Raw genomic sequence first — 24,245 nt, 5'->3', positions numbered from 1 at the left:
GTGACAGGGCCCCTGTCCGTCGTCCGGCCATCGCGGCGGCCGGGCGGCGGAGAGGGGCCGAGGTTCGGGTCAGGGCCGTTTGAAGGCTTCGGGGCCGCCCGCGCCGCAGGGGGCCAGACGGACGCCGCTGCCGTTGTCGACCTCGCTCAGGCACAGGGCCGCGTGAGCGGAGTAGACGGTGCTGCCGCGCAGCGAGAACTTCTGCGCGACGTTGCCGCTGCAATTCGCGACCTGGACGACCGTGCCGGGGGCGGTCCCGCCCCAGGCGGCGTCCATACACAGGTCGTTGGCGCGGATGGTGCCGTCGGGGCTGATGTGCCACCGCTGGACGAGGCTGTCGTCGCACGCCGCGAGCGCCAGCGGGGTGCCGTCCGTACCCGCGCCCGCGGTGAGGCACTTGCCGGTCGCCGCGTTCTTCAGCGGAGCCCCCGGCGGCTTCGGCGCGTTGGCCGCCGACGCCGGTCCCGAGGCCGGCGCGGACGCGGGCGGTGCGGACGCGGGCGGTGCGGACGCGGGCGGCGCCGAGCCCGGCGCGGCACCGGACGGCGAGGCTGCCGACGGCGACGGACCGGCCGTGGTCGGCGCGGGCGCCGTCGTGGTGTCGGAGGCGTGCGCGACCGTGGTCGAGGGCGAGGAGGAGCCGTGCAGCGCGAGCCCGAGCCCGATCCCCGCGAGGCAGAGCACGGCGACCGACGCGACGACGACCCGGCCCCGGGTGACGACGGGTTTGGTCCGCGGGCCGGGCTCGGCGGGCCTCCCGGCCGTGCGGCCGACGGGAATGTCGTCGCCTTCCTGGGACGGGGGCAACTCCGCGTCCGGGTCGAGCCGGTGCGCGACCCGCTCGTCCAGCAGCCCGGTGTCCACGACGCCGGCCGAGTCGATGGTGAAGCGCCAGCGGGGCTGATCGGTGCGGCCGACGACGACGACCGTCCACCGGCCGTCCGGGTCGTCGGCCAGCCGCTGGAAGCGTTCGCGGTCCCGGCCGCCGGGCGAGCCGCCCAGCAGCAGCACCCCGCCCGCCTCGTCCTCCAGTGCCGCGTCGGTGTCGGCCGGGTCCTGCGGCTCGGCCGGCGCCCCCGCGCCGGGGACCGGTTTGAAGCCGACGCGGACCACGCGCACCTCGCGGGACCAGGGGCTGGCGGCCAGTTCGCGGGCCCAGTCGTGGGCCAGGGCCCGCGCCTGCCGGGCGTCGCCCTCCAGACCGATGAGCCCGCCGACCTCGCCGAGGTTGAGCAGCACGAAGCCCTTGCCGGTGTTGCCGAGCGGGACCAGCCGCGGATACGGCTCCGGCAGCGACTCCGCCACGCTCGCGCTCTGGAGCCAGCGCAACTGGGCGTGCCAGGTCCGCCCGTCCTGGTCCGCGGTCCACCCGGCCGGTGGCCGCTGATCGGGCGTCCTGAGGTGGAACCAGACGGTCTCGGGCCCGACGACCACCACATGGGCCACCGGAACGGCACGGTTCTCGCGGTCGCAGGCGGTGGCCAGGACGCGGATGACCCGGTCCACGGTCCACAGACCGTGATCGGCACGCGGCGCCGAACCCGGTCGCTGCCCGGACCTTCGCGACCGGCGCAGCCGGGCGCTCCAGTCGGTGCGGCGAGGAAGGCGATCGGCGGATCGGGACGGGGGTGTCACCTGTGTCTCCTTCACTCACGTCTTCACTCGCGTCCGCCCACGCCGTCAGCACGTTCACTCACGTCGTCACAGAGACGGTCGCGCCGCGCCCGCGGTGTGCCGCGCACGCTGTGTCCTGTGAACGGTGGTAGCCCGCCACGGGGGTGTCAACGCCGGGCGCGGGGCGGCGGCGCCCCCTTGGGCCCAGGGGCCCAAGGTCGCCCGCGAGCCCTGGACCAGGCATCGGAGCCGTTCCTAGCATCGACCGCGTCCGGGCCCGGCGTGCCGCCGCGTACCGGCAAGCCCGGCAACGTCAGAAGGGACGCACGATGACGAATCTGAACATCACGTATCAGGAGATGTCGGACAGCGCGAGCAAGATGCGCAACAACAAGGCCGACATCGACCAGAAGCTCACCGAGTGCAAGAACATCGTCGACAACCTCACCGGCTCGGGGTTCGTCACCGACCAGGCGTCCGGCAGGTTCGACGAGGTGCACACCGAATTCGTCACGTCGGCCAACCAGGCCATGGAGACGCTGGACCAGTTGTCGCAGTGGCTCGACAAGGCCGTGGACGCGATGCAGGACATGGACACCCAGCTCGCCAGCTCGCTCAACCAGAAGTAGCGGGCCGCGGCCGGTCCACCGGCGCCGCCCGCACCCCGCGCCGGGCGTGCGGGCGTCCGATCCACGAGGGGGGAACCATGCCCATGATGATCACCATCGCCCGATCCCCCGACTGGTCGGCCGACGTCGCGGTGGACGCCGATCCCACCACCCCGCTCCGCGATGTCGTCAAGAATCTGCTGGACAGTCTCGACGGGTCGCGGCCCCCGACGCTCGGTGGCCCGGCGGAGGCGGCGGTCTACCTCGCCGACCAGCCGCTCGACCTCTCGCTGCCCCTGGCCGGCAGCGGCATCCACGACGGCACCGTGCTCTGGCTCGACCGGCCCGGACCCGCGGAGACCCCGCCCGTCGGCCTGGTGACCGTCCGGGCCGTCGCGGGCGCGGGCGCGGGACGGATCTGGTTCCTCGGCGCGGGCGAGTACCGCGTCGGATCGGGCGCCGACTGCCAGGTCGACGTGGGCGGCGGGCCGCCGGTGGCCGCCGTCGTCCGGATCTCCCTCGACGCCTCGGTACGGGTGCGCGCCGTCGGGCACTCCGCGCTGCTCGACCGCGTCGCCCTGCCCGACCACGACGTGACCTGGCCCGAGACGGCCCAACTCCTGGTCGGGGAGACCTTCCTGGAGGCGCACCCCCTGCTGCGCCCCGACGCGGTCGTCGAGCCCTCGCCCGACGGCGAGTACCTCGACTACAACCGCCCTCCCCGGCTGCTTCCCCCCGTGCAGCACACCGTGTTCCGGCTGCCGTCCCAGCCCAGGCCGCCCTCCCTGAACGCGCTTCCGTGGCTGACCGCGGCCCTGCCCGCCGTCCTCGGCAGCCTCATCGCGGTGATGTTCCACAACCCGATGTTCCTGATGATGGCGGCGATGTCGCCGGTCATGATGCTCGGGAGCTGGTTCACCGGACGGCGGCAGGGCCGGATCAGCCACCGCCGCCAAGTGGCCGAGTACGGAGCCCAGTTGGAGGCGACCGAGGCCGAGATCGCGACGGCGCTCGAACAGGAGCGCCGCGACCGCCGCGCCGCGAGCCCCGACCCCGCCGAACTGCTCGTCATCGCCACCGGCCCGCGGTCCCGGCTCTGGGAACGCCGCCGCACCGACCCCGACCACCTGCTGGTCAGGGTCGGCATCGCCGACCTGCCCACGGCCATCGCCGTCGAACAGGGCGACGGCACGCGGCGCGGCCGGGACCTGCGCGCGGCCCCCGACGTACCGGCCGCCTTCTCCATCGCGGAGGCCGGAGTCGTCGGCGTCGTGGGACCCGAGGGCTGGCCGCGGCACATGGCGCGCTGGCTGACCGGACAGCTCGCCGTCCTCCAGAGCCCCCGCGACGTGCAGTTGTACATCCTGACCGACCCGGCGGGCGAGTCCCTGTGGGAGTGGGCCGCCTGGCTGCCGCACTCCCGGCCGCTGCTGGGCCAGCAGGCCCTGTCCCTGATGGGCGCCGACGCCGAGACCCTCGGCCGCCGGGTCGCGGAACTGAGCGAACTCATCCACGTACGCCAGCAGGCCCGGCTCAACGCCGGGGTCGGCGCCGCGTTCGCGGACCCCGACGTCGTCGTGCTGATGGACGGCGCCCGGCGGCTGCGGGCGCTGCCCGGAGTGGTGGCGATCCTCCAGGAAGGCCCCGCGGTCGGCGTCTACAGCATCTGCGTGGACGCCGACGAGCGGACACTGCCCGAGGAGTGCGCGACCGTCGTCATCGGCGGCGGCTCGCGGCCGGCCACCCTGCGCAGACAGCGCGCCGCGCAGGTCGACGGCATCGTCTCCGACGAGGTCCCGGAGAGCTGGTACGCCTCGGCCGGACGCCGACTGGCGCCGCTGCGCGACGTCAGCGAGAACCAGGGCGACGCCGCCCTGCCCGCCTCCGCGCGGCTGCTGGAGATCCTGGGCCTCGAAGAGCCGACCCCCGCGGCGATCGCCGCCCGCTGGCGTTCCTCCGGCCGTGGCACCAAGGCCGTCGTCGGCTACTCGCTCAACGGGCCGTTCGCCCTGGACCTGGTCAACCACGGCCCGCACGGACTCGTCGCGGGCACCACGGGCTCGGGCAAGTCCGAGTTCCTGCAGAGCCTGGTGGCCTCGCTGGCCGTCGCCAACCGCCCGGACGCCATGACCTTCGTCCTGGTCGACTACAAGGGCGGCGCCGCGTTCAAGGACTGCGTCGACCTGCCCCACACCGTCGGCCTGGTGACCGACCTCGACCCGCACCTCGTCGAGCGGGCCCTGACCTCGCTGAGCGCCGAACTCACCCACCGCGAGCACCAGTTGGCGGCGGCGGGCGCCAAGGACCTGGAGGACTACCTCGATTACGCGGGCCGCAGGCCGGAACTGCCCCCCATTCCCCGACTGGTCATCGTCATCGACGAGTTCGCCTCGATGGCGCGGGAACTGCCCGACTTCGTCACCGGCCTGGTCAACATCGCCCAGCGCGGGCGCTCCCTCGGCATCCACCTGATCCTGGCGACGCAGCGCCCGTCCGGCGTGGTGTCGGCGGAGATCCGCGCCAACACCAACCTGCGGGTCGCCCTGCGGGTGACCGACGCGGGGGAGAGCACCGACGTCATCGACGCCCGGGAGGCCGCGGCCATCACGACGGCCACGCCCGGACGGGCGTACGCGCGGCTCGGGCACAGCTCGCTGATCCCGTTCCAGACCGGCCGGGTCGGCGGCCGCCGTCCCATGGCCGACAGGACCGCCGCGACGGCCGCGCCCTTCCTGCGCCCGGTCTCCTGGCTCGACCTCGGCCTGCCCGCGCCCCAGCGTCCGCGCACCGTCGCCGAGACCGACGAGGTGACCGACCTGTCGGTCCTGGTGTCGGCCATCGGCCAGGCCAACGCCATGCTGGGCATCCCCGCGCAGCGCCGCCCGTGGCTGCCGCCGCTGCCGCTGTCCGCGGTGGTCGACCTGACGGCCGACCCGGTCCGCGGCTCCCGGCAGGACCCGTCCTTCTCGTGGGCCATCCAGGACCTGCCGATGCGGCAGCGCCAGGAGACGGTGACGGTGGACCTGGCCACCTTCGGCCACCTGCACATCGTCGGCGCGCCCCGCTCGGGCCGCTCCATGGCGCTGCGCACCTTCGCCGCCGCGGCGGCCAGCCAGTCCACCGTCGCCGACCTGCACCTGTACGGGCTCGACTGCGGCAACGGCGCCCTGCTGCCGCTCACCCGGCTGCCGCACTGCGGCGCGGTGGTGCAGCGCTCGGAGACCGACCGCGCCGCCCGACTGCTCAGGCGGCTGCACGCCGAGGTGCAGAACCGTCAACGACTCCTCGGCGAGGGCGGGTTCGCCGATGTGACCGAGCAGCGCGCGGCCCGGCCCGAGGCCGAACGGCTGCCGCACATCGTGCTGCTGCTCGACCGCTGGGAGGGGTTCATGGGCACCCTCAGCGAGTACGACAGCGGGTCGCTGACCAATCTGATCCAGACCCTGCACCGGGAAGGCGCGAGCGCCGGGGTGCACCTGGTCATCGCGGGCGACCACATGCTGCTGAGCGGCCGGATGAGTTCGCTGTGCGACGACAAGCTGGTGCTGCGGCTCTCCGACCGCAGCGACATGGGCCTGGCGGGGCTGAACTCGCGGAAGATCCCGGAGAATCTGCCGCCGGGCCGCGGCTACCGCGCGCCCAGCGCGATCGAGACCCAGGTCGGGCTGGTGGCGGACGACCCGGCGGGCCCCGCGCAGGCCGCCGCCGTGCACGCGCTGGCGGCCCGGCTCACCGAGCGCGAGGCGGGAGTCCCCAAATTGGCCCGCCCCAACCGGATCGCGGTGCTGCCCACCCAGCTCTCCTTCGACCAGGCGTGGGAGATGGTGGAGGAGACGCCGAAGCCCATGTGGGCGCTGGTGGGCGTCGCGGGCGACGACCTCGAACCCGTCGGCGCCGACCTGATGGGCGATCAGCCGACCTTCCTGGTCGCGGGACCGTCCAGGTCGGGGCGGAGCACCGCGCTGACCGTCATGACCGAGTCGCTGCTGCGCGGCGGCGTCGAGATCGTCATCGGCGCACCCATGAACTCACCGCTGCGGGCCTTCGAGGGCAGGACCGGGGTGCGCGGTGTCATCACCGCGGACGCCCCCACCGAGCAGCAGTTCTCCGATCTGCTGAACCCCGGTGACGGGCCCGTCGTCCTCGTGGTCGACGACGCCGAGACCTGGCGCGACCTGCCGTGCCGCGACTGGCTGAAGGCGTTCGTGAAGAAGGCGTCGGGAAGCAGGCGGGGCGTGGTCCTCGGCGGGGACGTCGCCTCGGTGGCGATGGGCTTCTCCGGCTGGCAGTCCGAGGTCAAGCGCAACCGGCGCGGCGTCCTGCTGTCGCCGCCCACCTTGAACGACGGCGACCTGGTGGGGGTGCGGCTGTCCCGCTCCCAGCTCGCCGCCAGGGTCGTACCGGGCGCCGCCCTGGTGCACCTGGGCAGCGGCAGCCTGCTGCCCGCCCAGATCCCGCTGCCGCCGGCCGCCGGCGAGCCCGCACGCGACAACTCCGCACACGACAACAGGGAGCAGTGATGGCGGACCTCGTGGTGAAGGACCTCCAGAGCCTCGCGAGCGACCTCAGCGAGCTGATCGGTCAGTTCGAGGGAGCGCTGGACTTCCAGAACGACGACAAGGGCCTGTGGGGTCAGCTCAACGCCAACCTGTCGATGGGCGACTTCGCCGACAACTGGACCGTGCACCGTGACGCGATGGTCAAGTCCATGAAGAGCCTGCGCGACAAGGTCAACAAGGTCGACGAGGCGTGGGCGCAGGCGGACCAGCAGTTGCTGGACTCGTTCGAGGACGGCTGAGCCGATGACTGGGTCCATGGCCGGGCCCACGGCTGGGTTTACGGCTGAGCGCCAGGACGGCTGACGAGCGTCACAAGGAGAACCGCATGTCCATCAGAAACCTCGACTGGTCGCCACTGGACCGGCACTCGGACCCGATCCACACCGACCTCGACGTGGTGAGCGGCGCGCAGACGCGCTACCAGCACATCGCCGACACCATCGACGACGCGATCACCAAGCTCCAGCGGATCGTCGACACCGACAGCGACAGCCTGGCGGGCCAGTACGTGGAGGGCCTGAGGTCCGAGGCGACCAGCGTCAAGGACAGCCTCACCAAGGCCGCGGTGCGCTACCACGACGTCGCCGCGGAGATCAAGAAGTACGAGCCCGACCTCGAACAGGGGCTGAACGAGACGGCCGCCGCGCGCACCGACGCCGAAGAGGCCAAGAACGACCAGACCAAGGCGCACGCCATGCCCGACCCGCAGAAGCAGCCGGACGGCACCACCACCCCCGAGGAGCAGCAGAAGGGCTCCGACAAGGACAAGGCGAACGCCGACGCGGACGGGAAGCTGGCGGCGGCCAAGACGCGGCTGACCAACGCGATGGACGCGCTGAACGTCGCGGGCAAGCGCTTCGGCGACGCGGTCAACTGCAAGAAGTACGACGACGGCCTGACCGACTCCTGGAAGGACAAGCTCGACGCCGTCATGGCCAAGATCAGCCAGATCTTCGCCATCATCGGCATGATCCTCGGAGTCCTCGCGATCCTCATACCCGGTGTGAACGCGCTGATCATCGCCGGAGTGGTGGCAGGCGCGATCACCCTGGTCGCCAACATCGTGCTGTACGCCCACGGCAAGGGCAGCCTGGTCGACGTGATCCTCGGGGCGGTCGGTCTCGGCCTCGCGGGCATCGGCGCCATCGCCTCGCTGGCCGCCAAGGGCCTGGCCAACGCGGCCAAGACGCTCGGCCAGCTGGCCGGCCGGCCCCGCCCGGTGACGACCAACCCCCCGCAACTGCACTGGGGTCCGGGCGCGCCGATCGAGCTGACCCCGATGGGGCCCGCGGCGGGCGCGGGCACCCGCACCGGGCCGAGCGTGATCGGCGGGGTGAACACCGTGCCCGGCGACTTCGTCATGCCGATCAACCCGGCCACCGGCTGGACGAACATGTCGGACTGGTTCAACAACCCCGCCACCAACTGGCTGTTGGGCAAATTCGGGGCCATCACCCCCGAACTGGGCTTCTGGGAGTCGGCGGGACTGCAGTTCAAGGGCGCCGGCGCGATGTGGGGAAAGCTGTTCACCGATCCGCTGAACTTCGCCAAGGACTGGGCGGGCGTCATCGGCGGTCTGAGCGGCTTCCGCGACCTGTCGGCCGTCATGGCGGCCATCGGCGGCAAGATCTCCCCGCTCTGGTACGTCTGGGGCGGCCTCAACGGCGCCTTCGGCATGGGCGGTCTGATCTACACCGGCGGACGCCTGGTCGGCTGGATTCCCGCGGTCAACCCGCCCGGTGCGGCCGCCTCATGACCAGGGGAGACGACATGAGCGACGACCTGGCCGCGCCGGACGGACTGCCCTGGCACTGGGAATGGGTGCCCGACATCCGGCCGGACGACGAGGAGTACGCGGCCTGGACCGCGCACATCGTGGCGCTGTTCGCCGACTGGACGTCCGAGGGCCTGGACTCGGCGCGGCTGGCCTGGCCCGCCGAGGCGGGCGTCGAATTCCCCTTCACGTCCGACATGGTGGGGCAGGGCGCCGCCGCATGGCTGCTGCACCGGGCGGGCCAACTGCCCGCGTGGTCCCGGCTCGCCTGGGGCGCGGCGTTCGTTCAGGGCAGCGCGCGCTGGGCGCCGGTCCCGGTGGTGGTGGAATTCCGCCGCCCCCGGGAGGAGGACCCCAACTACCTGATGGAGGTCGTCGGCGCCTCCGGCCGCGACGGCGACGCCCGGCAGCCGACGATCGACTACGTGACGACCCCGATCGGCGACGGAGTGCAGGTCTTCGCCCTCGGACGGACCCCGGAGGGCGCGGCGTTCGGACGCGCCGAAGCCGCGATGCGCCTGGACGTGCCGCCGGTCGGCGGCGCCGCGAGCGTCAGCTCCGACGTCGTCCTGACCACGGTCGTCTTCGAGATGGGGCTGATGGCGCTGATCAGCGCGGGCGTGGAGCAGTTGATGCAGCAGATCGCCCACGACTGCGCGCCCCCGGCCGACGGGGGCCCGGCCAGGCTCGGGTTCGCCACCACCACCGAGGGGAGCCAGCGGTGATCGACTTCGAACTCGTCCTGCCCGACGGCTGGGTGCAGATTCCGACCACGCCCGACACGACCGCGCTGCGCCGCAGGACCGTCGACGCGGTGATCCGCCACCATGTGCCGGACTCGCTGCCGCGCGACTCGGCGGGCCCGTGGCGGCGGATGCTGCGCAAGGAGCTGACGGAGGCGACGGAGGAGGCCGCGCGGCAGAACGCCCGCTCGGTGCTGCTCCCGCTCCAGGAGTTCAGCGGCGTCCGGCTGCCCGGATCGATGCTGGTGACGGTCCTGGAGAGCCAGGACGAGACCGAGGACCCGGAGAAGCTGCTGGCCTCCCTCCTCGCCGACGCCGGGGCCGGCGGCACCTATCTGGAGATCGGCGGAGCCCCGGCGGTACGGGTCGCCTCGGTGGTGGACAGCAGCCGGGTCGGCCGCAAGGCGCCGTCCTGGCGGGTCTCGTACTACGTCTCGAACCCCGACGCGCCCGGCACCTGGGGGCTGCTGACCTTCACCGTGCTGACCGACGGCGACATCGACGCGGAACCCGTACAGGCCGTCGTGCTGCTCTTCGACATGATCGTCACGACTCTGCGCTGGGCGAACCGCGTCGACGTCCCCACCCAGGACGAGGTGCTGGCCCAACTGGCCGAGATGGACCGGCCCGCGCCGGATCAGCAGCCGACCGGCTCGTCGGCCTCCGCGCGGAGCGAGCCGTCGGCCGACGCCTCCGGCGCGTGAACCGAACGCGAAGAAAGTATGAAGCGGCCCCGGCCACGCTGGTCGTATGACAGTCGTCGCCGCTTCCGCGCCGATCAGCCCGACCCGGGTGCGGATCGCCATCGTGAGCCCGGACATCCTCGCCCAGATCCGCCAGGTCTTCGCCCGTAAGAACCTCGACGTGGAATTCCTGCGGATGCCCTACGTCGAGGTCGCCGTCGCCCCCGCCGCCGCGCCCGCCGTCCCGCAGGTTGGGCAGGACCCGCGCCGGCTGTGCGCGGAGTACCGGCTGAGCGCGGTCGCGGTGGAGAGCCTGCCGCCCGCGGGACCACCGGCCCTGGAGGTACGGCCGCACGCGCCCGCGACCCCCGAGGACACCGCCCCCGAGGACACGGCCCCGGCCCTGTCCCGCCGTCAGCACGAAGTGATGGCCCTGGTCTCCGGAGGCGCGCGCAACGCCGAGATCGCCGCGCGCCTGCACGTGAGCGAGAAGACCGTGAAGAACCACATCAACCGGATCTTCAGGTCGCTGGGTGCCGAGAGCCGGGTCGAGGCGGTGCTGATCTGGCAGCGGGGACAGCGCGGACCGTGGGACGGTACCGACCGGCGCGCGGTCCTGGCTGCTCGGCCGGAGCTTCCTGCGGTCCCGTGTCCAGAGCGCGCAGGAACTCCGTGACGTCGCCGACCTCCTCCGCGCCCAGCTCCCTCAGGCGCGACAGCGCCCGGTCCGCGAGGGCGCGGGCGGAGTCCGGTTCCGCCCGGGCCCGCTTCACCTTGGCGAGACCGAACAGCGTCAGCGCCTCGTGGTAGTGGTCGCCGCTCGACTCGCACAGCGTCAACGCCTCCTGGAAGTACCGCAGCGCCTTCTCGTCGTGGGCGAGCCCGTACTCGGCGCCGCCCAGATTGATCAGGATGTTGGCCTCCAGCAGGACGTTCCCGCAGCGCCGTGACACCGCGAGGCCGAAGGTGCCGTACCAGAGCGAGTCCTCGAACTCGCCCAGCTCGGCGTGGAGCTCGCACAGCACGTCCAGGCAGCCCGCCTCGTAGTACTCGTGGCCGCTGTGGCGCGCCAGGTCCAGGGCCTGACTGGCGTAGGACAGCGCGGCCCGGTACTCCTTGGCCTCACGGAGCGTGGACGCCAGATTCCCCAGCAGGCTGGTGCGCAGGACGTCGTCGCCCAGGTCCTCCAACAGCCGCAGACCGCGCCGCTGTTCGTGCACCGCGGCCTCGTTGTCCCCCAACCGGGAGTAGGCCACGCCCAGATGGTTGAGCAGCACCGCCTGGGCTCGCCGGTCCTCGACCATCTCGGTGCTGCGCACCCCGAGCCGCAGCACCTCGACCCAGTCCTTGGTCTGCCCGGCCGCGTAGAAGTAGTCGAAGAGCAGATAGGCCAACTGCCACGCCTCGTCGTGGCAGCCGATGCGCTGCGCGGTGCGCAGGAGCGGGGAGATGTTGTCCCACTCCTGCACGCACCAGGTCACCAACTCCTTCTGGTCCGCGAAGCGCAGCGGCGCGTGCGGGGCCACCGGGTCGAGGGTGAAGGGGAGTTTGACCGCGTTGGACTTGTAGTCCTGCGTGAGGGTCCGCACATACCAGTGCAGCACCCTGCGCAGCGCCCCCTTGCGGGACTCGGCGCTCTCGCCGTCGCCGGAGACCTCCTCGGCGTAGATACGGGTCAGGTCGTGCATCCAGTAGCCGTTGCCGGTGGTCTCCATCAGGTGCTGCGCGGCGAGATTGCGCAGCGCGGCGGCGGCCACCGGCGCCGGGACGTCCAGCAGCGCGGTGGCCGCCTCCGCGCGGATGCTCACCCCGGGGAACAGCCCCAGCGTGCGGAAGGCGTGCGCCGCCCGCGCGTCCAGCCGGGCGTAGGACCAGGAGAGCACGCCGCGCACCGAGTACAGCTCGTCGTCCGGGATCTGGAGCGCGTCGAGCCGGTACCGCACGTCCTCCAACTCGGCCGCCAGGTCGGCGATCCGCACCTGGGACGAACCGGAGGTCACCTGCTCCGAGGCGATCCGCAGGGCCAGCGGCAGGCGGTCGCACAGCTCGGCCAGCCGCCGGGCCGCGGGCAGTTCGGCGCCGACCCGCGCGTCCCCGATCGAGGTGCGCAGCATGCTCAGTGACTCGTCGGCGGTGAGCGGGGAGAGCGTCTCGCGGTGCGCCGAATAGCGCACCGCGAGGCCGCTGAGCCGGTTGCGGCTGGTCACGACGACGAAGGACGGGCCGTCGCCCGGCAGCAGGTCCTCGACCTGGTCGGCCGACTCGGCGTTGTCCAGCACGATGAGCACGCGCTTGTCCCGGACGATGCTGCGCCACAGCGCGACCCGCTCCTCCTGGTCGGTCGGGACCGTCCCCGCGTGCGAGGAGGCGAGCAGGTGGTGCAGGGCGTCGGCGGGGGAGCGGGCCGGGCGCTTGGGGTCGAAGCCGCGCAGGTTCACATACAACTGGCCGTCCGGGTACGCGTCGGCCAGCAGGTGGGCGCACCGCACCGCCAGCGCGGTCTTGCCCACGCCCCCGACCCCGACGACCATCACGATCCGCGGCGGCGCGGCCGCGCCCCCGCCGTCGGGCGCGGCGTCCCGCGCCGCGTCCAGCACCCGGCGCACCGCGTCCTCCCGGCCGATGAAGTCGGCGACCTCGCGCGGCAGTTGCGCGGGGCGCACCGGGGCCGCGGCGGGAGCGGGGGCGGCGGGCGCGGTGTCCGCACCGGCGCTGTCAGCCAGCAACGACGCGTACAGCGCCCGCAGTTCGGCCGACGGGTCGATGCCCAGATCCTCGGCGAGGAGCTTGCGCAGATCGTGATAGCGGGCGAGCGCGTCGGCGGTCCTGCCGCTGCGGCTCAGGGCCGTGATCAGCAGGGCGCGCAGCCGCTCGTCGTAGGGATGGTCGGCCACGTGGAGCGCCAACCGGTCGGCTGCGGCGGCGGGTTGGGCCAGTTCCAGAAGCAGTTCGGCGTGCTCCACCACCAGCCGTAACCGAAGGTCGGCCGCCCAGGCGCGGTGCTCCGCGCCGAACGGTCCCGGCAGACCGCCGAGCGCCGTGCCCGAGCGCCACAGGGCCAGCGCCTCCTCGAAGACGGTGACCGCGGCGGCCGGTTCCCGCCCGGCGGCCAGGGACCTGGCCCGCGCCGCCAGCCGCCCGGCCACCGTGACGTCGAGGCCGTCGGGGTCGAGCAGCAGCGAGTAACCCGCCGCCGAACTCGTCAGCGGCTCACCGAGACCGTCCAGCGCCCGGCGCAGACCGGACACGTAGGTGTGCAGGCTGCCGACGGCCGTGGTCGGGGGCGACTCGCCCCACACCCCGTCGATCAGACGGTCGCGCGAGACGACCGCGTTCCCGCTCAGCGCGAGGACGGCGAAGACCGCGCGCTGCTTCGGCGGGCCGAGAGCGAGTTCCCGTCCCGCCGCGTACGCGCGCAGCGGCCCGAGCGTCTCAACCCTCAGACGACCGTTGTCCATCACGGAACTCCCAGGAGGCGGTGCCCCGGCCCCGCACGGCACGCGCGCGCGGTTCCACGACTGCGATTCACGTCGTGGTTTCCTCCGCGTCGCATCGTCGCAACCGCACTATAGGCCGCGCCAACACCGTCCGACAGCCCGCACTCCGGCAGCACTGACGCCCCAGGCGTCCCACCGGGCGCGCCGGTGCGCGGGCCGCGGCGGACGCGCGCCCGGCGGTGGCCGAAACGTCATGGAAACCGGGGGTTGACGTGGCCGTGAGCCCGCTCTAACGTTCAGGCAGTTTATTTATCCAGTAAAGAAAGAGTGCGAATGAACGGGTCGTCGGGCGAGGATCTCACCAGCACCGCCGTGCTGGCACTGCTGGGCAGGGCAGGGCCGATGTCGCGGGCCGCGCTCGCGCGGGACCTCGGGATGAGTCCGGCGACGCTGACCCAGGTGACGCGGCGGCTGCTGACGCAAGGAGTGATCGAAGAGCTCGACCGGCAGGAGCCCTCCCGGGGCGGCCGTCGCGGTCGGCTGATCGGTCTGGTCGGCAGCGCCGGCCGGGCGCTGGGCGTCAAGGTGGCCGTCGACCACGTCGCGCTGGTCGACATGCGGCTGGACGGACGGGTCACCGAGACCATGACGGTCCCCTTCGACGCCACGGCGCTGGAGGCGGTGCCCGCGATCGCCGAACTCCTGCGTCCGTTCACCGAGTCCGCGCAGGGGGTGCCCCCGCTGCTGGGGATAGGAGTGGGCGTGCCCGGCACCGTCGACCGCCCGGACAGCGGGGTCGTGGACGCGGCGATGCTGAACTGGGAGAACGTGCCGCTCGGCACCATGCTCGGCGCCTCCTTGGGGCTCGCCGTCCTGGTGGAGAACGACGTCAACGCCCTGGGCAGTGGTGAGCGCCTGTACGGGCGGGGACGCAGCCTCAACGACTTCCTGGTGGTCACCATCGGCCGCGGCATCGGCCTGGCCGTCGTCGCGGGCGGGCACGTCTACCGGGGCGCCCACGGGGGCGCCGGAGACTTCGGCCACGTCCCGGTCGATCCGGACGGGCCGCCGTGCACCTGCGGGAATCGCGGCTGTCTGGAAGCCCTGATCAGCGATGACGTCCTGCTCCGTACGGCGCGCTCGGCCGGCATCCTCGGCGAGGGCGCCACGCCCGCCGACCTCGCGGACCTCGCGAACGGCTCGGGCGGCGCCAACGACTCGGGCGGCGCCGATGACCGTACGGCGACGGCGCGTCGCATCCTGCGCGAGGCCGGACAGCTCCTGGGCCGCCAACTGGCGGGACTCGCCACGCTCCTGGACCCGCAGGAGATCGTGGTCATGGGGGAGGGGACCCGCTCCTGGCCCTGGTGGGAACCGGGCGTCCGGGAGGCGTTCGAACGCCACGCACCCCGCCGCGCCCGGGAACTGGCGATCACCGTCGAGCCGTACACGGACACCATCTGGGCGCAGGGCGCCGCCGCCCTGGTGCTCGCCGCGTCCCTGGACGGCGGCGTCGGCAGCGTCGATCCGCGCCGACGGATCCACGGGCTCGGCGGCGCGGCGGTCGAACGGAGCGCCAGATGACCATCGGCCCCCTTTCCGTACGCCCTGGCCGGGGACCGGTGTCCGCCCCGGCGTCCGTCCCGGCGGCCGCCGCCGCCCGACGGCGGAAGTGGCGCAACCGCGGCGCGGTGCTGTTCTTCCTGGCACCGAGCGCCGTCCCGCTGCTGCTGTTCACCTTCGCGCCGATGGTCTCCTCGCTGTGGATCAGCCTCCACTCCTGGGACCTGATCTCCCCGATGCGCTGGGTCGGATTCGCCAACTACCGCCACCTGCTGGGCGACGGCGACACCCGGGTCGCGTTCCTGCACACCGTGTACTTCATCGCCGGCTACCTCCCGCTGGTGTACGTGGGCGGCCTGGTCCTGGCGCTCGCCCTCAACCGCCGCATGCGGGGCCGCGGCGTCCTGCGGTCGGTCTACTTCCTGCCGGTCATCACCAGTTGGGTGATGGTCTCGCTGACCTGGAAGTGGATCCTCAGCCCCGACGGGGGACTGCTCAACCGGGTCCTGGGCGGCGTGGGCCTGCCCACCCCCGACTGGTGGGCCTCACCGACCTGGGCGCTGCCTTCGGTGATCCTCGCCTCGGCGTGGAAGGACCTCGGCTTCGTCATGGTCATCCTGCTGGCAGGGCTCCAGGCGATCCCGCGGGAGCTGTACGAAGCGGCCACCATCGACGGAGCGAACGCCTGGCAGCGGTTCCGGCGCATCACGCTTCCGCTGCTCTCGCCCTCCACCTACTTCGTCGTCCTCATCTCCCTGATCAACGGCTTCCAGGTGTTCGACCAGGTCTTCGTGATGACCGGCGGCGGCCCCGCCGGGTCCTCGCGCACCGTCGTCGAGGAGGTCTACGACCTGTCCTTCCGGTACGGGCAGGTCGGCGGCGGCTCGGCCCTGTCCTGGCTGCTCTTCGCCGTGATGATGGCCGTCACCGCGGTCATGACCCGAGTCCAGCGGCGGTGGGTGACCCATGCCTGAACTGACCACGACCCCCGCCCGACAGCCCGTGCCCGCGGCGGACCTCCCTCGCGTCCCGCCGTCCCGTACCGCGGACCGGGGCCCGCGCACGAGCACCCGCCGACGGCTGCGGGCCGCCGGCGTCACCGCCCTGGTCGTCCTCGGGGCGGCCGGAATGCTCTTCCCGTTCCTGTGGGTGCTGATCACCTCGCTGCAACCGCACGGCAGCGGGATCTCCGCCCCTTCCCTGATACCCGACACCGTCAGCGCGGACGGCTACCGCAGCCTCTTCCGCGCGATGCCCTTCACCCGGGTCGCCGTCAACAGCCTCTGCCTGGCCCTGGTCTCGACGGTCGTGCAGCTGATCACCAGCTCCATGGCCGCGTACGCCTTCTCCCGGCTGCGCTTCCGCGGCAGGGGCCTGGTCTTCGCCCTCTACCTCGCCACCATGATGATCCCGCTCCAGGTCCTGATCGTCCCGCTCTTCGCGGAGATGAAGGCCCTGAATCTGGTCGACACCTACTTCGCCCTGCTCGCCCCGACCCTCGCCTCGGGCTTCGGAGTCTTCCTGCTGCGCCAGGCCATGGACGCCGTACCCCGCGAACTGGACGAGGCGGCCCGGCTGGACGGCGCGGGACACCTGCGGATCTTCGGCTCTGTGGTGCTGCCGCTGGTACGCCCGTCGCTCGCGACCTTCTCCGTCTTCGCCTTCATGGCCAGCTGGAACAGCCTCCTGTGGCCGCTGGTCATCATCCGCTCGCCGGAGTTCAAGACCCTCCCGCTGGCACTGGCCGACCTCCAGGGCCAGTTCGGCACCCAGTGGAACGTGGTGATGGCCGGATCGGTCCTCAGCACCCTCCCGATCATGGCCATCTACCTCTTCGCCCAGAAGCACGTGGTCCAGAGCGTCGCCCAGTCGGGCCTGAAGTAGCCGGCCGCCCGAGCGGCCCCGCCCCCTGGCGCACCTCCCGAACACCCTCCCACTCGCCACCACCCCGAGGAATCCGCCATGCGCACCCGCCACATCACCCTCGCCACCGGTCTCGCGGCACTGGCCCTGACCAGCGCCTGCTCCCAGGGCTCCGCCACCAGAACGACCTCGGACAACGGTGTGACCACCGTCCGCTACATGACGTTCTCCTCCGCCCCCGACCACACCAAGGACCTCGACACGATCGTCGCCGCGTTCGAGAAGCAGAACCCCACCGTCAAGATCCAGGTCCAGGCCGTCCCCTACGCCAACTACGCCACGACGCTCCAGACCTCGATCGCCGGCGGCACCGCGCCCGACACCTTCGAACTCGACCAGCAGAGCCTGGTCACCTACGCCTCCTCCGGCGCCCTGCTCGACCTGACGGACCCCGCCGCCGAGGAACCGGCCTACAAGGCATCGGCGTACGCCCCGGCCAACCTCGAAGCGGCACAGTACAAGGGCAAGCAGTACGCGCTGCCGGAGTCCTTCTCCACCGTGGTCCTCATCTACAACAAGGACCTCTTCGCCAAGGCCGGCGTCCCCGTCCCCACCGCGGACTGGACCTGGAAGGACGAGCAGGCCGCCGCGCTCAAGCTCACCGACCGCGCCAAGGGCGTATGGGGCGACTACCAGCCCATCAGCTTCAACGAGTTCACCAAGGCCCTCGACCAGGCGGGCGGCTCCTTCTTCTCCGCCGACGGCGCGAGAGCGACCTTCGACAGCCCACAGGGCGTCGCCGCCGCGAGATGGCTGATCGGCAAGAACAACCGGACGATGCCCGACGCCGCGAAGAGCGCGAGCACCCCCGACTTCGACACCAACCTCTTCAAGGCCGGCAAGCTCGCCATGTGGCACAACGGCAACTGGCAGTTCAGCGCCCTGAAGGACGTCCCCTTCGGCTGGGACGTGGCCGTCGAGCCCGGTGACACCCACAAGGCCAGCGCGGTCTTCCAGAACTCCGTCGCCGTCTCCAAGGCCACCGCGCACTCCGGCGCGGCCTTCAAGTGGCTGAACTACCTGACCACGTCCGACATCACCGCGAAGACCCGCGTCGACTCCTCCTGGGAGCTCCCGCCGCTGTCCGACACCGGCAAGGTCGCCGGATACCTCACCGCGGGCAAGCCGGCCAACCGCCAGGCCGTCTTCGACTCCCTGAAGAACCAGGCCGCCTCGCCCGTCATCGCCAAGCAGCAGCAGATGCAGGACATCATCAACAACGCCCTCACCAACGCCGCCGCCGGCCGGACGGACGTCGCCAAGGCGCTGTCGCAGGCGGCCGCGCAGGTCACCGCCCTGCTGAAGTGAGACTTCGGGCGCCCGCGGGAGACCTGACACTCACGCGGGCGCCCGAACCCCCCGCTCCCCGCACCCCTCCGCCACACCCGGCGACACCCGTATCGCCCGCTTAGGAGACACCAGCCTTGTCCACCTCCACGACGCAGTCACCCGGCCACGCGCGCCTCGCCCGCCGCAGCCTGGAGGTGATCACCGCCCACCAGGCCGCCTCCGGGGCGTACCCGGCCTGCCCCGGCTACGAGGTCTACCGCTACTCCTGGTTCCGCGACGGCTCGTTCGTCGCGGAGGCCGCCTCGCGGTACGGCGCGACCGGTTCCGCCGACGCCTTCCACCGGTGGTGCGCCAAGGTGATCACGGACCGCGCCTCCCGTATCGAGCGGATCATCGCCGTACGGGCCGCGGGAGGACAGCCCGCCGAGGCCGATCTGCTGCCCACCCGGTACACCCTGGACGGCGCGGACACCGGGGACGTCGGCTGGTGGGACTTCCAGACCGACGGCTACGGCACCTGGCTGTGGGCGCTCACCGAGCACCTGCGCCGGCACGGCGGCGACCCCGCCCCCTACCGCGAGGCGATCCGCCTCACCGTCGGCTACCTCGCCGCGACCTGGGACCTGCCCTGCTACGACTGGTGGGAGGAGTCCAAGGAGCACCGGCACGGGGCCACGCTCGGCGCCATCCGCGGCGGCCTCGCGGCAGTCGGCGCGGCAGGGCTCGACACGGCGGGGCGCTGCGGACCCACGGTCACCCGGATCGACACCCTCGTCCGAGAACAGGGCCTGTACGGCGGCGGCCTGGCGAAGTGGCTGGGCGGGGCGGCGGTGGACGCGAGCCTGCTGGCCTGCCTGACCCCGTTCGGCTCCGTGGACCCGGCGGGACCGGTCGCGCGCGCGACGCTCGCCGCGATCGAGCGCGACCTGGTGGAGCCCGAAGGCGGCGTGCACCGCTACCTCCAGGACGTCTTCTACGGCGGCGGCCAGTGGCCCGTGCTCGCCGGGCTGCTCGGGTGGCACTACGCACGCGTCGGCCGTACCGGCGACGCCCTGCGCGAGCTGGAGTGGATCGCCTCGCGGTCCACCGCCGACGGACTGCTGCCGGAACAGGCCCCGGGCGTACGCCTGCTGGCGCCGGAACACCTCGCGGAGTGGGAGGAGCGGTGGGGGCCGAACGCCACCCCGCTGCTCTGGTCCCACGCCATGTACCTCATCCTCGCCCATGAACTCGGAGTCTCCGTATGATCCGCCACCGTCCGCACGGCTCGGGCCACCCCTACGAGCCGACCGACGACCAGCGCGTGCCCGTGATCCCGTCGGCGGGTGAGCCGTTCGAGGTACGCGCCTCCACCGGAGCCGATGTCGAGGCCGTGGTGTGCGAGTGGGACGCCGGTGACGGCGTCACCGCGCTGACCGCCGCCGTCGAAGGCGGCACCGACCCGGCCGGTGACAACGGCGGAGACTCGGACAGTCACCTCGCGGCGGCCGCGAGCGGGCGCGGCGACCGTACCCGCTGGGTCGTCCACCCCGCCCCGCTCGCCGAGGGCACGGCCGCCCGCTACCGCTTCGTGGCCACGCACCGCGACGGCCGCACCCGTGCCACGTCCTGGCACACCGTCGCCCCCGCGGTGTGGCGCGAGGGGGCCGCGCTGCTGCGGGTCACCGCGGACACCGGCCGACTGGTCGAGGGGTCCGCCTCCCGCCTGGTGGCCGCCGACGGCGCGGTGCTGCGGGTCCGCTTCGCGCTGCGGCTGGCGCCCGACGCGCATGTGGTCGGCTTCGGCGAGCGCTACAACGCCGTCGACCAACGCGGACACACCCTGGACGCCCAGGTCTTCGAGCAGTACAAGGGGCAGGGCTTCACCACCCGTACGTACCTGCCCATGCCGTTCGCGATGGTGCTCGGCGGGGACGGCGCGGACAACTGGGCCTTCCACGTCCGCACTTCGCGGCGCACCTGGTACGACATCGCGGCGAGCGACCCGGACCTGCTGTGGATCGAGGCGCAGACCCCGCCGGACGGCGCGGTCGAGACGGTCTGCTTCGGCGGCGCGCCCCACGAGTTGCTGTCCGCCTTCCTCGACGAGGCCGGACGCCCCGAGGAACTGCCCGACTGGGTCTTCCGCCTGTGGGCCAGCGGCAACGAATGGAACACCCAGCAAAGGGTGATGGCCGAGATGGACCGCCACCGCGACGAGGACATCCCGGTCGGAGCGCTGGTCATCGAGGCGTGGAGCGACGAGGCGACCTTCACCGCCTTCCGGGACGCGCGGTACCCGGTCACGGAGGACGGCGCTCCGCACCGCCTGGCCGACTTCACCTTCCCGCCGGACGGCGCCTGGCCCGACCCCAAGGGCATGGTCGACGAGCTGCACAGCCGCGACATCAAGGTGCTGCTCTGGCAGATCCCGCTGATGAAGACGCGCCCGGCGCCGCGCGGCCAGGCCGCCGCCGACGCCCGCGCGATGATCGAGCACGGGTACACCGTCATGGAGGAGGGCGGCACGCGACCCTACCGCAACAGGGGCTGGTGGTTCCCCCAGGCGCTGATGCCGGACCTGACCCACCCCAAGGCACGCCAGTGGTGGCTCGCCAAGCGCCGCTATCTGGTGGAGGAGGTCGGCGTCGACGGCTTCAAGACCGACGGCGGCGAACACGCCTGGGGCGACGACCTGCGGTACGACGACGGCACGACGGGCGCGCTGACCAACAATCTGTTCACCGTCGAATACCCGCGCGCGTACGGCGAGTTGCTGCGGGAGTGCGGCAAGGCGCCGGTCACCTTCAGCCGTGCCGGGTTCACCGGCTCGCAGAACGCGGGCGTCTTCTGGGCGGGCGACGAGGACTCCACCTGGGACGCCTACCGGCACTCCCTCACCGCCGGCATCACCGCCTCGGCCTGCGGCATCGTCTACTGGGGCTGGGACATCGCCGGGTTCTCCGGGGACGTCCCGGACGCCGAGCTGTACGTCAGGGCCCTCGCGGCGTCCTGCTTCATGCCGATCATGCAGTACCACTCGGAGTACAACCACCACCGGCTGCCGCTGCGCGACCGTACGCCGTGGAACATCGCGGACCGCTCCGGCGACCCGCGCGTGCTGGAGATCTCCCGGACGTACACCCACCTGCGCGAGCGGCTGGTGCCGTACCTGGCGCAGGAGACCCGCACCGGTCTGGCGCAGGGGAAGCCGCTGATGCGCGGGCTGTTCTTCGACGATCCCCGGGACCGGCGCATCTGGGACTTCCCCGACCAGTTCCGGCTCGGCTCCGCGCTCCTGGTCGCCCCGGTCACCGAGCCGGGCGCCACCGGCCGTGAGGTCTATCTGCCGCACGGCGACTGGGTCGACGTCTGGACCGGGCGGACCCACACCGGCGGCCGGGTCGTCGAACGGGCCGCGCCGCTGGACCTCATCCCCGTGTACGCGACCGCCGACCGATGGGCCGATCTGGAACCGGTCTTCACGACCGGCGGCTGACCGACGCCGCAGAACGGTGGCGCACCCGACGCCTGCTCCGGCTCCGGCTGAGCGGCGTCGGGGCAGGCGTCAGGGCGGCGCCCTCCGTCTCATCCGAGCGTCCGCGGCCGTCCCACGATCGCGCGCACCGTCTCCGTCGGCACCTTCGGCTCGCGCTCCGCCGTGAGCAGGCCGTTGGTCTCCTGGAGGGTGTCGGTCAACTGGGTGTAGCAGAAGCCGGCCAGGCCGGAGTCGACGGCGGCGGTCACCAGGGCGTCGAGGCGCGCGGTGAAGTCCTCCTCGGTGGCCACCGTGTCGTACCCGAACCAGTTCTCGCCGTCGGCCGGTTCGAAGGTGGCGCCGCCGAATTCGCTCAGCACCACCGGCTGGCCCTGGTGGCGTACGCCCTCCAGGGTGAGCCGCTTGCCCGCGGGCCACCGCTCGGTGAACGCGCCCTGGCGCAGGGCCGCGTGGCCGTAGCGGTCGGCCAGGACCGAGGCGTGCTGGGTGTAGTCGTGGACACCCCAGATGTCGGCCGCCGACAGCTCCCAGCCGTCGTTGGAGACGGCGGGCCGGGTCGGGTCGAGCGCCTTCGTCAGGTGGTACAGCGCGTCCATGAAGTGCCGCTGCTCCGGCACCAGCGCCGGATTCGGCACCGACCAGGACTCGTTGACCGGGACCCAGGCGACGATCGCGGGATGGCTGAGGTCCCGGCGGATCGCCTCGGTCCACTCGTGCGCCACCCGCTCCACGGTCGGCGCGCCGAACACGTAGGCCGACGGCATCTCCTCCCAGAGCAGCAGGCCGAGCCGGTCGGCCCAGTACAGGAACCGCGGGTCCTCGATCTTCTGGTGGATCCGCAGCCCGTTGAGCCCCAGTTCCTTGGCGAGTTCCACGTCCCGGCGCAGCGCCTCCCCGGGCGCGGCGAGGTGGGACTCGGGCCAGTAGCCCTGCTGGAGCGCCATGCGCAGGAAGTACGGCCGGTGGTTGAGCAGGAAGACGCCGTCGTCCCAGCCGAGGTCGCGCAGGCCCAGGTAGGAGGAGACCTGGTCGAGGCGGGCCCCGTCGGCGGGGTCGGTGACCGTCACGGCGGCGTCCACCAGGTGCGGCTTCTCCGGGCGCCACAGCAGGTCGTCGAGGTCCTGGCCGTGCCGAAGCGCGGGGACGGAGATGTCGAAGGCGGTCTCCTGGCCCTCGGTACGGATCCGCTGCTCGGCGAGCACCCGCTCGCCGACGGTGAGGCGGACCGTGAGGTCGCGCGGGCCGCGCGGCCAGCGGCTGAGGCGGACCCGGCAGCCGACCCGGGCGTGGGCGACGTCGGGCAGCCAGTGCAGGACGGTGACGTGCTCCTCGGGGACCTCTTCGAGCCACACCGGCTGCCAGATCCCGGTGGTGCGCTCGTACCAGATGACGTGCGGGTCGCGCCGCCAGTCCTGCTTGCCCCGTGGCTGCGCCGCGTCCAGCGGCTGGTCCTCCGCGCGGACCACGAGCACATGCTCGCCGTCGCCGTCGAGAACGTCCGTCAGGTCGCAGGTGAACCCGGTGTGCCCGCCCTCGTGCCGCCCTGCCGGCCGCCCGTCCAGCCACACCTCGGCGCGGTAGTCCACCGCGCCGAAGTGCAGCAGCAGGCGGCCGGAGGCGGGCCGGCGCAGACCGAGGGAGCGGCGGTACCAGACCACCGGGTGGTGGCCGGTGTCGTGGACGCCGGACGCCTTGGACTCGGGCGGGTACGGGACGGTGATCGTCGTGGTGAAGGGCTCGGTGACCGCCGGGTCCATCCAGCGCTCGGCGCGCCCGGTGTCGGCGTCGTCGTGGGCGAAGAGCCAGGGGCCGCACAGGTCGTGCCAGTCGGGGTCGCGGACCAGTTGCGGCCGGGGGTGACCGGCCGCGTCGAGGTGTGTGTGGGGCATGGGGGAGTGCTCCGGAGGTGAGTCTTGACGGATGGCGGGACGCGGGCGGCGGCCGGGTGCGCCGGTCAGCGGTCGTACGGGTCGGCGGGGCGCCGCAGGTCCACGGCGGTCGCGGCGAACGCCAACGGGCCGGGCAGCAGCGGCAGGAGGACGGGCATGGCCCACAGCAGCAGCGCCGCCAGGACGACGGCTCCGGCCAGCAGGGCGGTGCCGCGCGGGTCGGCCAGGGAACGCGCCAGGGCCTCCCGGCCCGAGAGCCGGTGCGGTCCGTCCAGGGCGACCGCGCGCAGGCCGACGGCCGCCGCGCCGAGGGCGAGCAGCATCAGGACCGGCGCCATGAGGGCCGCGCCGGGCAGCCCGGAGCGCAGCAGTTCCTCGTCGAGCAGGAACAGCACGGCGAACGCGGGCGGCACCAGGCCCTTGAGCAGCGCGGGCAGGGTCAGCCGGGCTCGTACCTCGGCCAGCAGGTCGCCGAGCCGGACCTGCACGCCGTTCGCCGCGGTCCGGCGGAACACGGCGCAGGCGGCGGAGAGCGCCGCCGGGGCGGTGACCACCGGCAGGCAGGCCACGGCGGTGACCACGCCCACCAGCAGCATGTCGGCGAAGAGGGTGAAGCCGGAGCCGAACACCTCGCCCGGCTCGCGGTGGGCCCGGCGGGAAACGACGGGTGGGTGACTCATCGGT

16 protein-coding genes and 1 pseudogene are annotated in these 24,245 nt (G+C 72.7%); 13 read left to right on the top strand and 4 right to left on the bottom strand.

The window, feature by feature from the left end:
* Nucleotides 1-69 precede the first annotated feature (69 nt).
* Entirely contained in the window at nt 70-1,506 is a 1,437-nt protein-coding gene (locus tag ABZX65_RS06665) for an RICIN domain-containing protein (RefSeq protein WP_355335549.1), read from the bottom strand.
* Nucleotides 1,507-1,943: 437 nt separating this feature from the next.
* Between ABZX65_RS06665 and ABZX65_RS06660 the strand changes: the two genes are divergently transcribed.
* From ABZX65_RS06660 to ABZX65_RS06630, 7 genes and pseudogenes are all read left to right on the top strand, one after another.
* Nucleotides 1,944-2,243, top strand: coding sequence for a WXG100 family type VII secretion target (locus ABZX65_RS06660; protein ID WP_188285763.1), 300 nt, complete (start codon nt 1,944-1,946; stop codon nt 2,241-2,243).
* 77 nt (nt 2,244-2,320) lie between these two features.
* Nucleotides 2,321-6,742, top strand: coding sequence for an FtsK/SpoIIIE domain-containing protein (locus ABZX65_RS06655; RefSeq protein WP_355335546.1), 4,422 nt, complete (start codon nt 2,321-2,323; stop codon nt 6,740-6,742).
* Nucleotides 6,742-7,020, top strand: a complete 279-nt coding sequence (locus ABZX65_RS06650; protein WP_355335544.1) for a hypothetical protein — start codon at nt 6,742-6,744, stop codon at nt 7,018-7,020. The genes ABZX65_RS06655 and ABZX65_RS06650 overlap by 1 nt, the downstream gene beginning before the upstream one ends.
* Before the next feature lie 86 nt (nt 7,021-7,106).
* The gene (locus ABZX65_RS06645) at nt 7,107-8,537 is read left to right on the top strand and encodes a hypothetical protein (protein ID WP_355335542.1); all 1,431 of its coding nucleotides are present in this window, start codon (nt 7,107-7,109) and stop codon (nt 8,535-8,537) included.
* Between the two features lie 14 nt (nt 8,538-8,551).
* Nucleotides 8,552-9,280, top strand: coding sequence for a hypothetical protein (locus ABZX65_RS06640; protein ID WP_355335539.1), 729 nt, complete (start codon nt 8,552-8,554; stop codon nt 9,278-9,280).
* Nucleotides 9,277-10,002, top strand: a complete 726-nt coding sequence (locus ABZX65_RS06635; protein ID WP_355335537.1) for a hypothetical protein — start codon at nt 9,277-9,279, stop codon at nt 10,000-10,002. The genes ABZX65_RS06640 and ABZX65_RS06635 overlap by 4 nt, the downstream gene beginning before the upstream one ends.
* 46 nt (nt 10,003-10,048) lie before the next feature.
* Nucleotides 10,049-10,483 (top strand): annotated as a pseudogene (locus ABZX65_RS06630) (helix-turn-helix transcriptional regulator); the annotation flags it as partial.
* Between the two features lie 19 nt (nt 10,484-10,502).
* Here ABZX65_RS06630 and ABZX65_RS06625 read toward each other — a convergent pair.
* On the bottom strand, nt 10,503-13,439 hold the full coding sequence (locus ABZX65_RS06625; RefSeq protein ID WP_355335534.1) for a BTAD domain-containing putative transcriptional regulator: 2,937 nt from the start codon (nt 13,437-13,439) through the stop codon (nt 10,503-10,505).
* Nucleotides 13,440-13,751: 312 nt separating this feature from the next.
* Here ABZX65_RS06625 and ABZX65_RS06620 point away from each other — a divergent pair, with 312 nt between their 5' ends.
* The 6 genes from ABZX65_RS06620 (at nt 13,752) to ABZX65_RS06595 (ending at nt 21,672) form a co-directional block, all read left to right on the top strand.
* Complete coding sequence (locus ABZX65_RS06620; protein ID WP_355335532.1) at nt 13,752-15,002, top strand: ROK family transcriptional regulator; 1,251 nt, start codon at nt 13,752-13,754, stop codon at nt 15,000-15,002.
* Entirely contained in the window at nt 14,999-15,955 is a 957-nt protein-coding gene (locus tag ABZX65_RS06615) for a sugar ABC transporter permease (protein ID WP_355335531.1), read from the top strand. Before ABZX65_RS06620 ends, ABZX65_RS06615 begins: the two co-directional genes overlap by 4 nt.
* Nucleotides 15,948-16,865 carry a carbohydrate ABC transporter permease gene (locus ABZX65_RS06610; protein WP_355335528.1) on the top strand — a complete coding sequence of 306 codons (918 nt, stop codon included), beginning with the start codon at nt 15,948-15,950 and terminating at the stop codon, nt 16,863-16,865. The genes ABZX65_RS06615 and ABZX65_RS06610 overlap by 8 nt, the downstream gene beginning before the upstream one ends.
* Nucleotides 16,866-16,943: 78 nt before the next feature.
* On the top strand, nt 16,944-18,212 hold the full coding sequence (locus tag ABZX65_RS06605; RefSeq protein ID WP_355335526.1) for a sugar ABC transporter substrate-binding protein: 1,269 nt from the start codon (nt 16,944-16,946) through the stop codon (nt 18,210-18,212).
* Nucleotides 18,213-18,328: 116 nt separating this feature from the next.
* Nucleotides 18,329-19,441 (top strand): glycoside hydrolase family 15 protein, encoded by a 1,113-nt coding sequence (locus ABZX65_RS06600; RefSeq protein WP_355335524.1) that lies wholly within the window; start codon nt 18,329-18,331, stop codon nt 19,439-19,441.
* Entirely contained in the window at nt 19,438-21,672 is a 2,235-nt protein-coding gene (locus ABZX65_RS06595) for a TIM-barrel domain-containing protein (protein ID WP_355335522.1), read from the top strand. The genes ABZX65_RS06600 and ABZX65_RS06595 overlap by 4 nt, the downstream gene beginning before the upstream one ends.
* Nucleotides 21,673-21,761: 89 nt before the next feature.
* On the opposite strand, the gene ABZX65_RS06590 is transcribed toward ABZX65_RS06595, so the two are convergent.
* The gene (locus ABZX65_RS06590; RefSeq protein ID WP_355335520.1) at nt 21,762-23,561 is read right to left on the bottom strand and encodes a glycoside hydrolase family 2 TIM barrel-domain containing protein; all 1,800 of its coding nucleotides are present in this window, start codon (nt 23,559-23,561) and stop codon (nt 21,762-21,764) included.
* Between the two features lie 65 nt (nt 23,562-23,626).
* Nucleotides 23,627-24,241 carry a hypothetical protein gene (locus ABZX65_RS06585; RefSeq protein ID WP_355335517.1) on the bottom strand — a complete coding sequence of 205 codons (615 nt, stop codon included), beginning with the start codon at nt 24,239-24,241 and terminating at the stop codon, nt 23,627-23,629.
* Nucleotides 24,242-24,245: the final 4 nt, after the last annotated feature.

It is taken from the genome of Streptomyces sp. NPDC003300 (assembly GCF_040610915.1).
Lineage (GTDB): Bacteria > Actinomycetota > Actinomycetes > Streptomycetales > Streptomycetaceae > Actinacidiphila.
The sequence above is the reverse complement of the archived record's forward strand: the minus strand, read 5'-3'. Positions and strand labels throughout refer to the sequence as shown.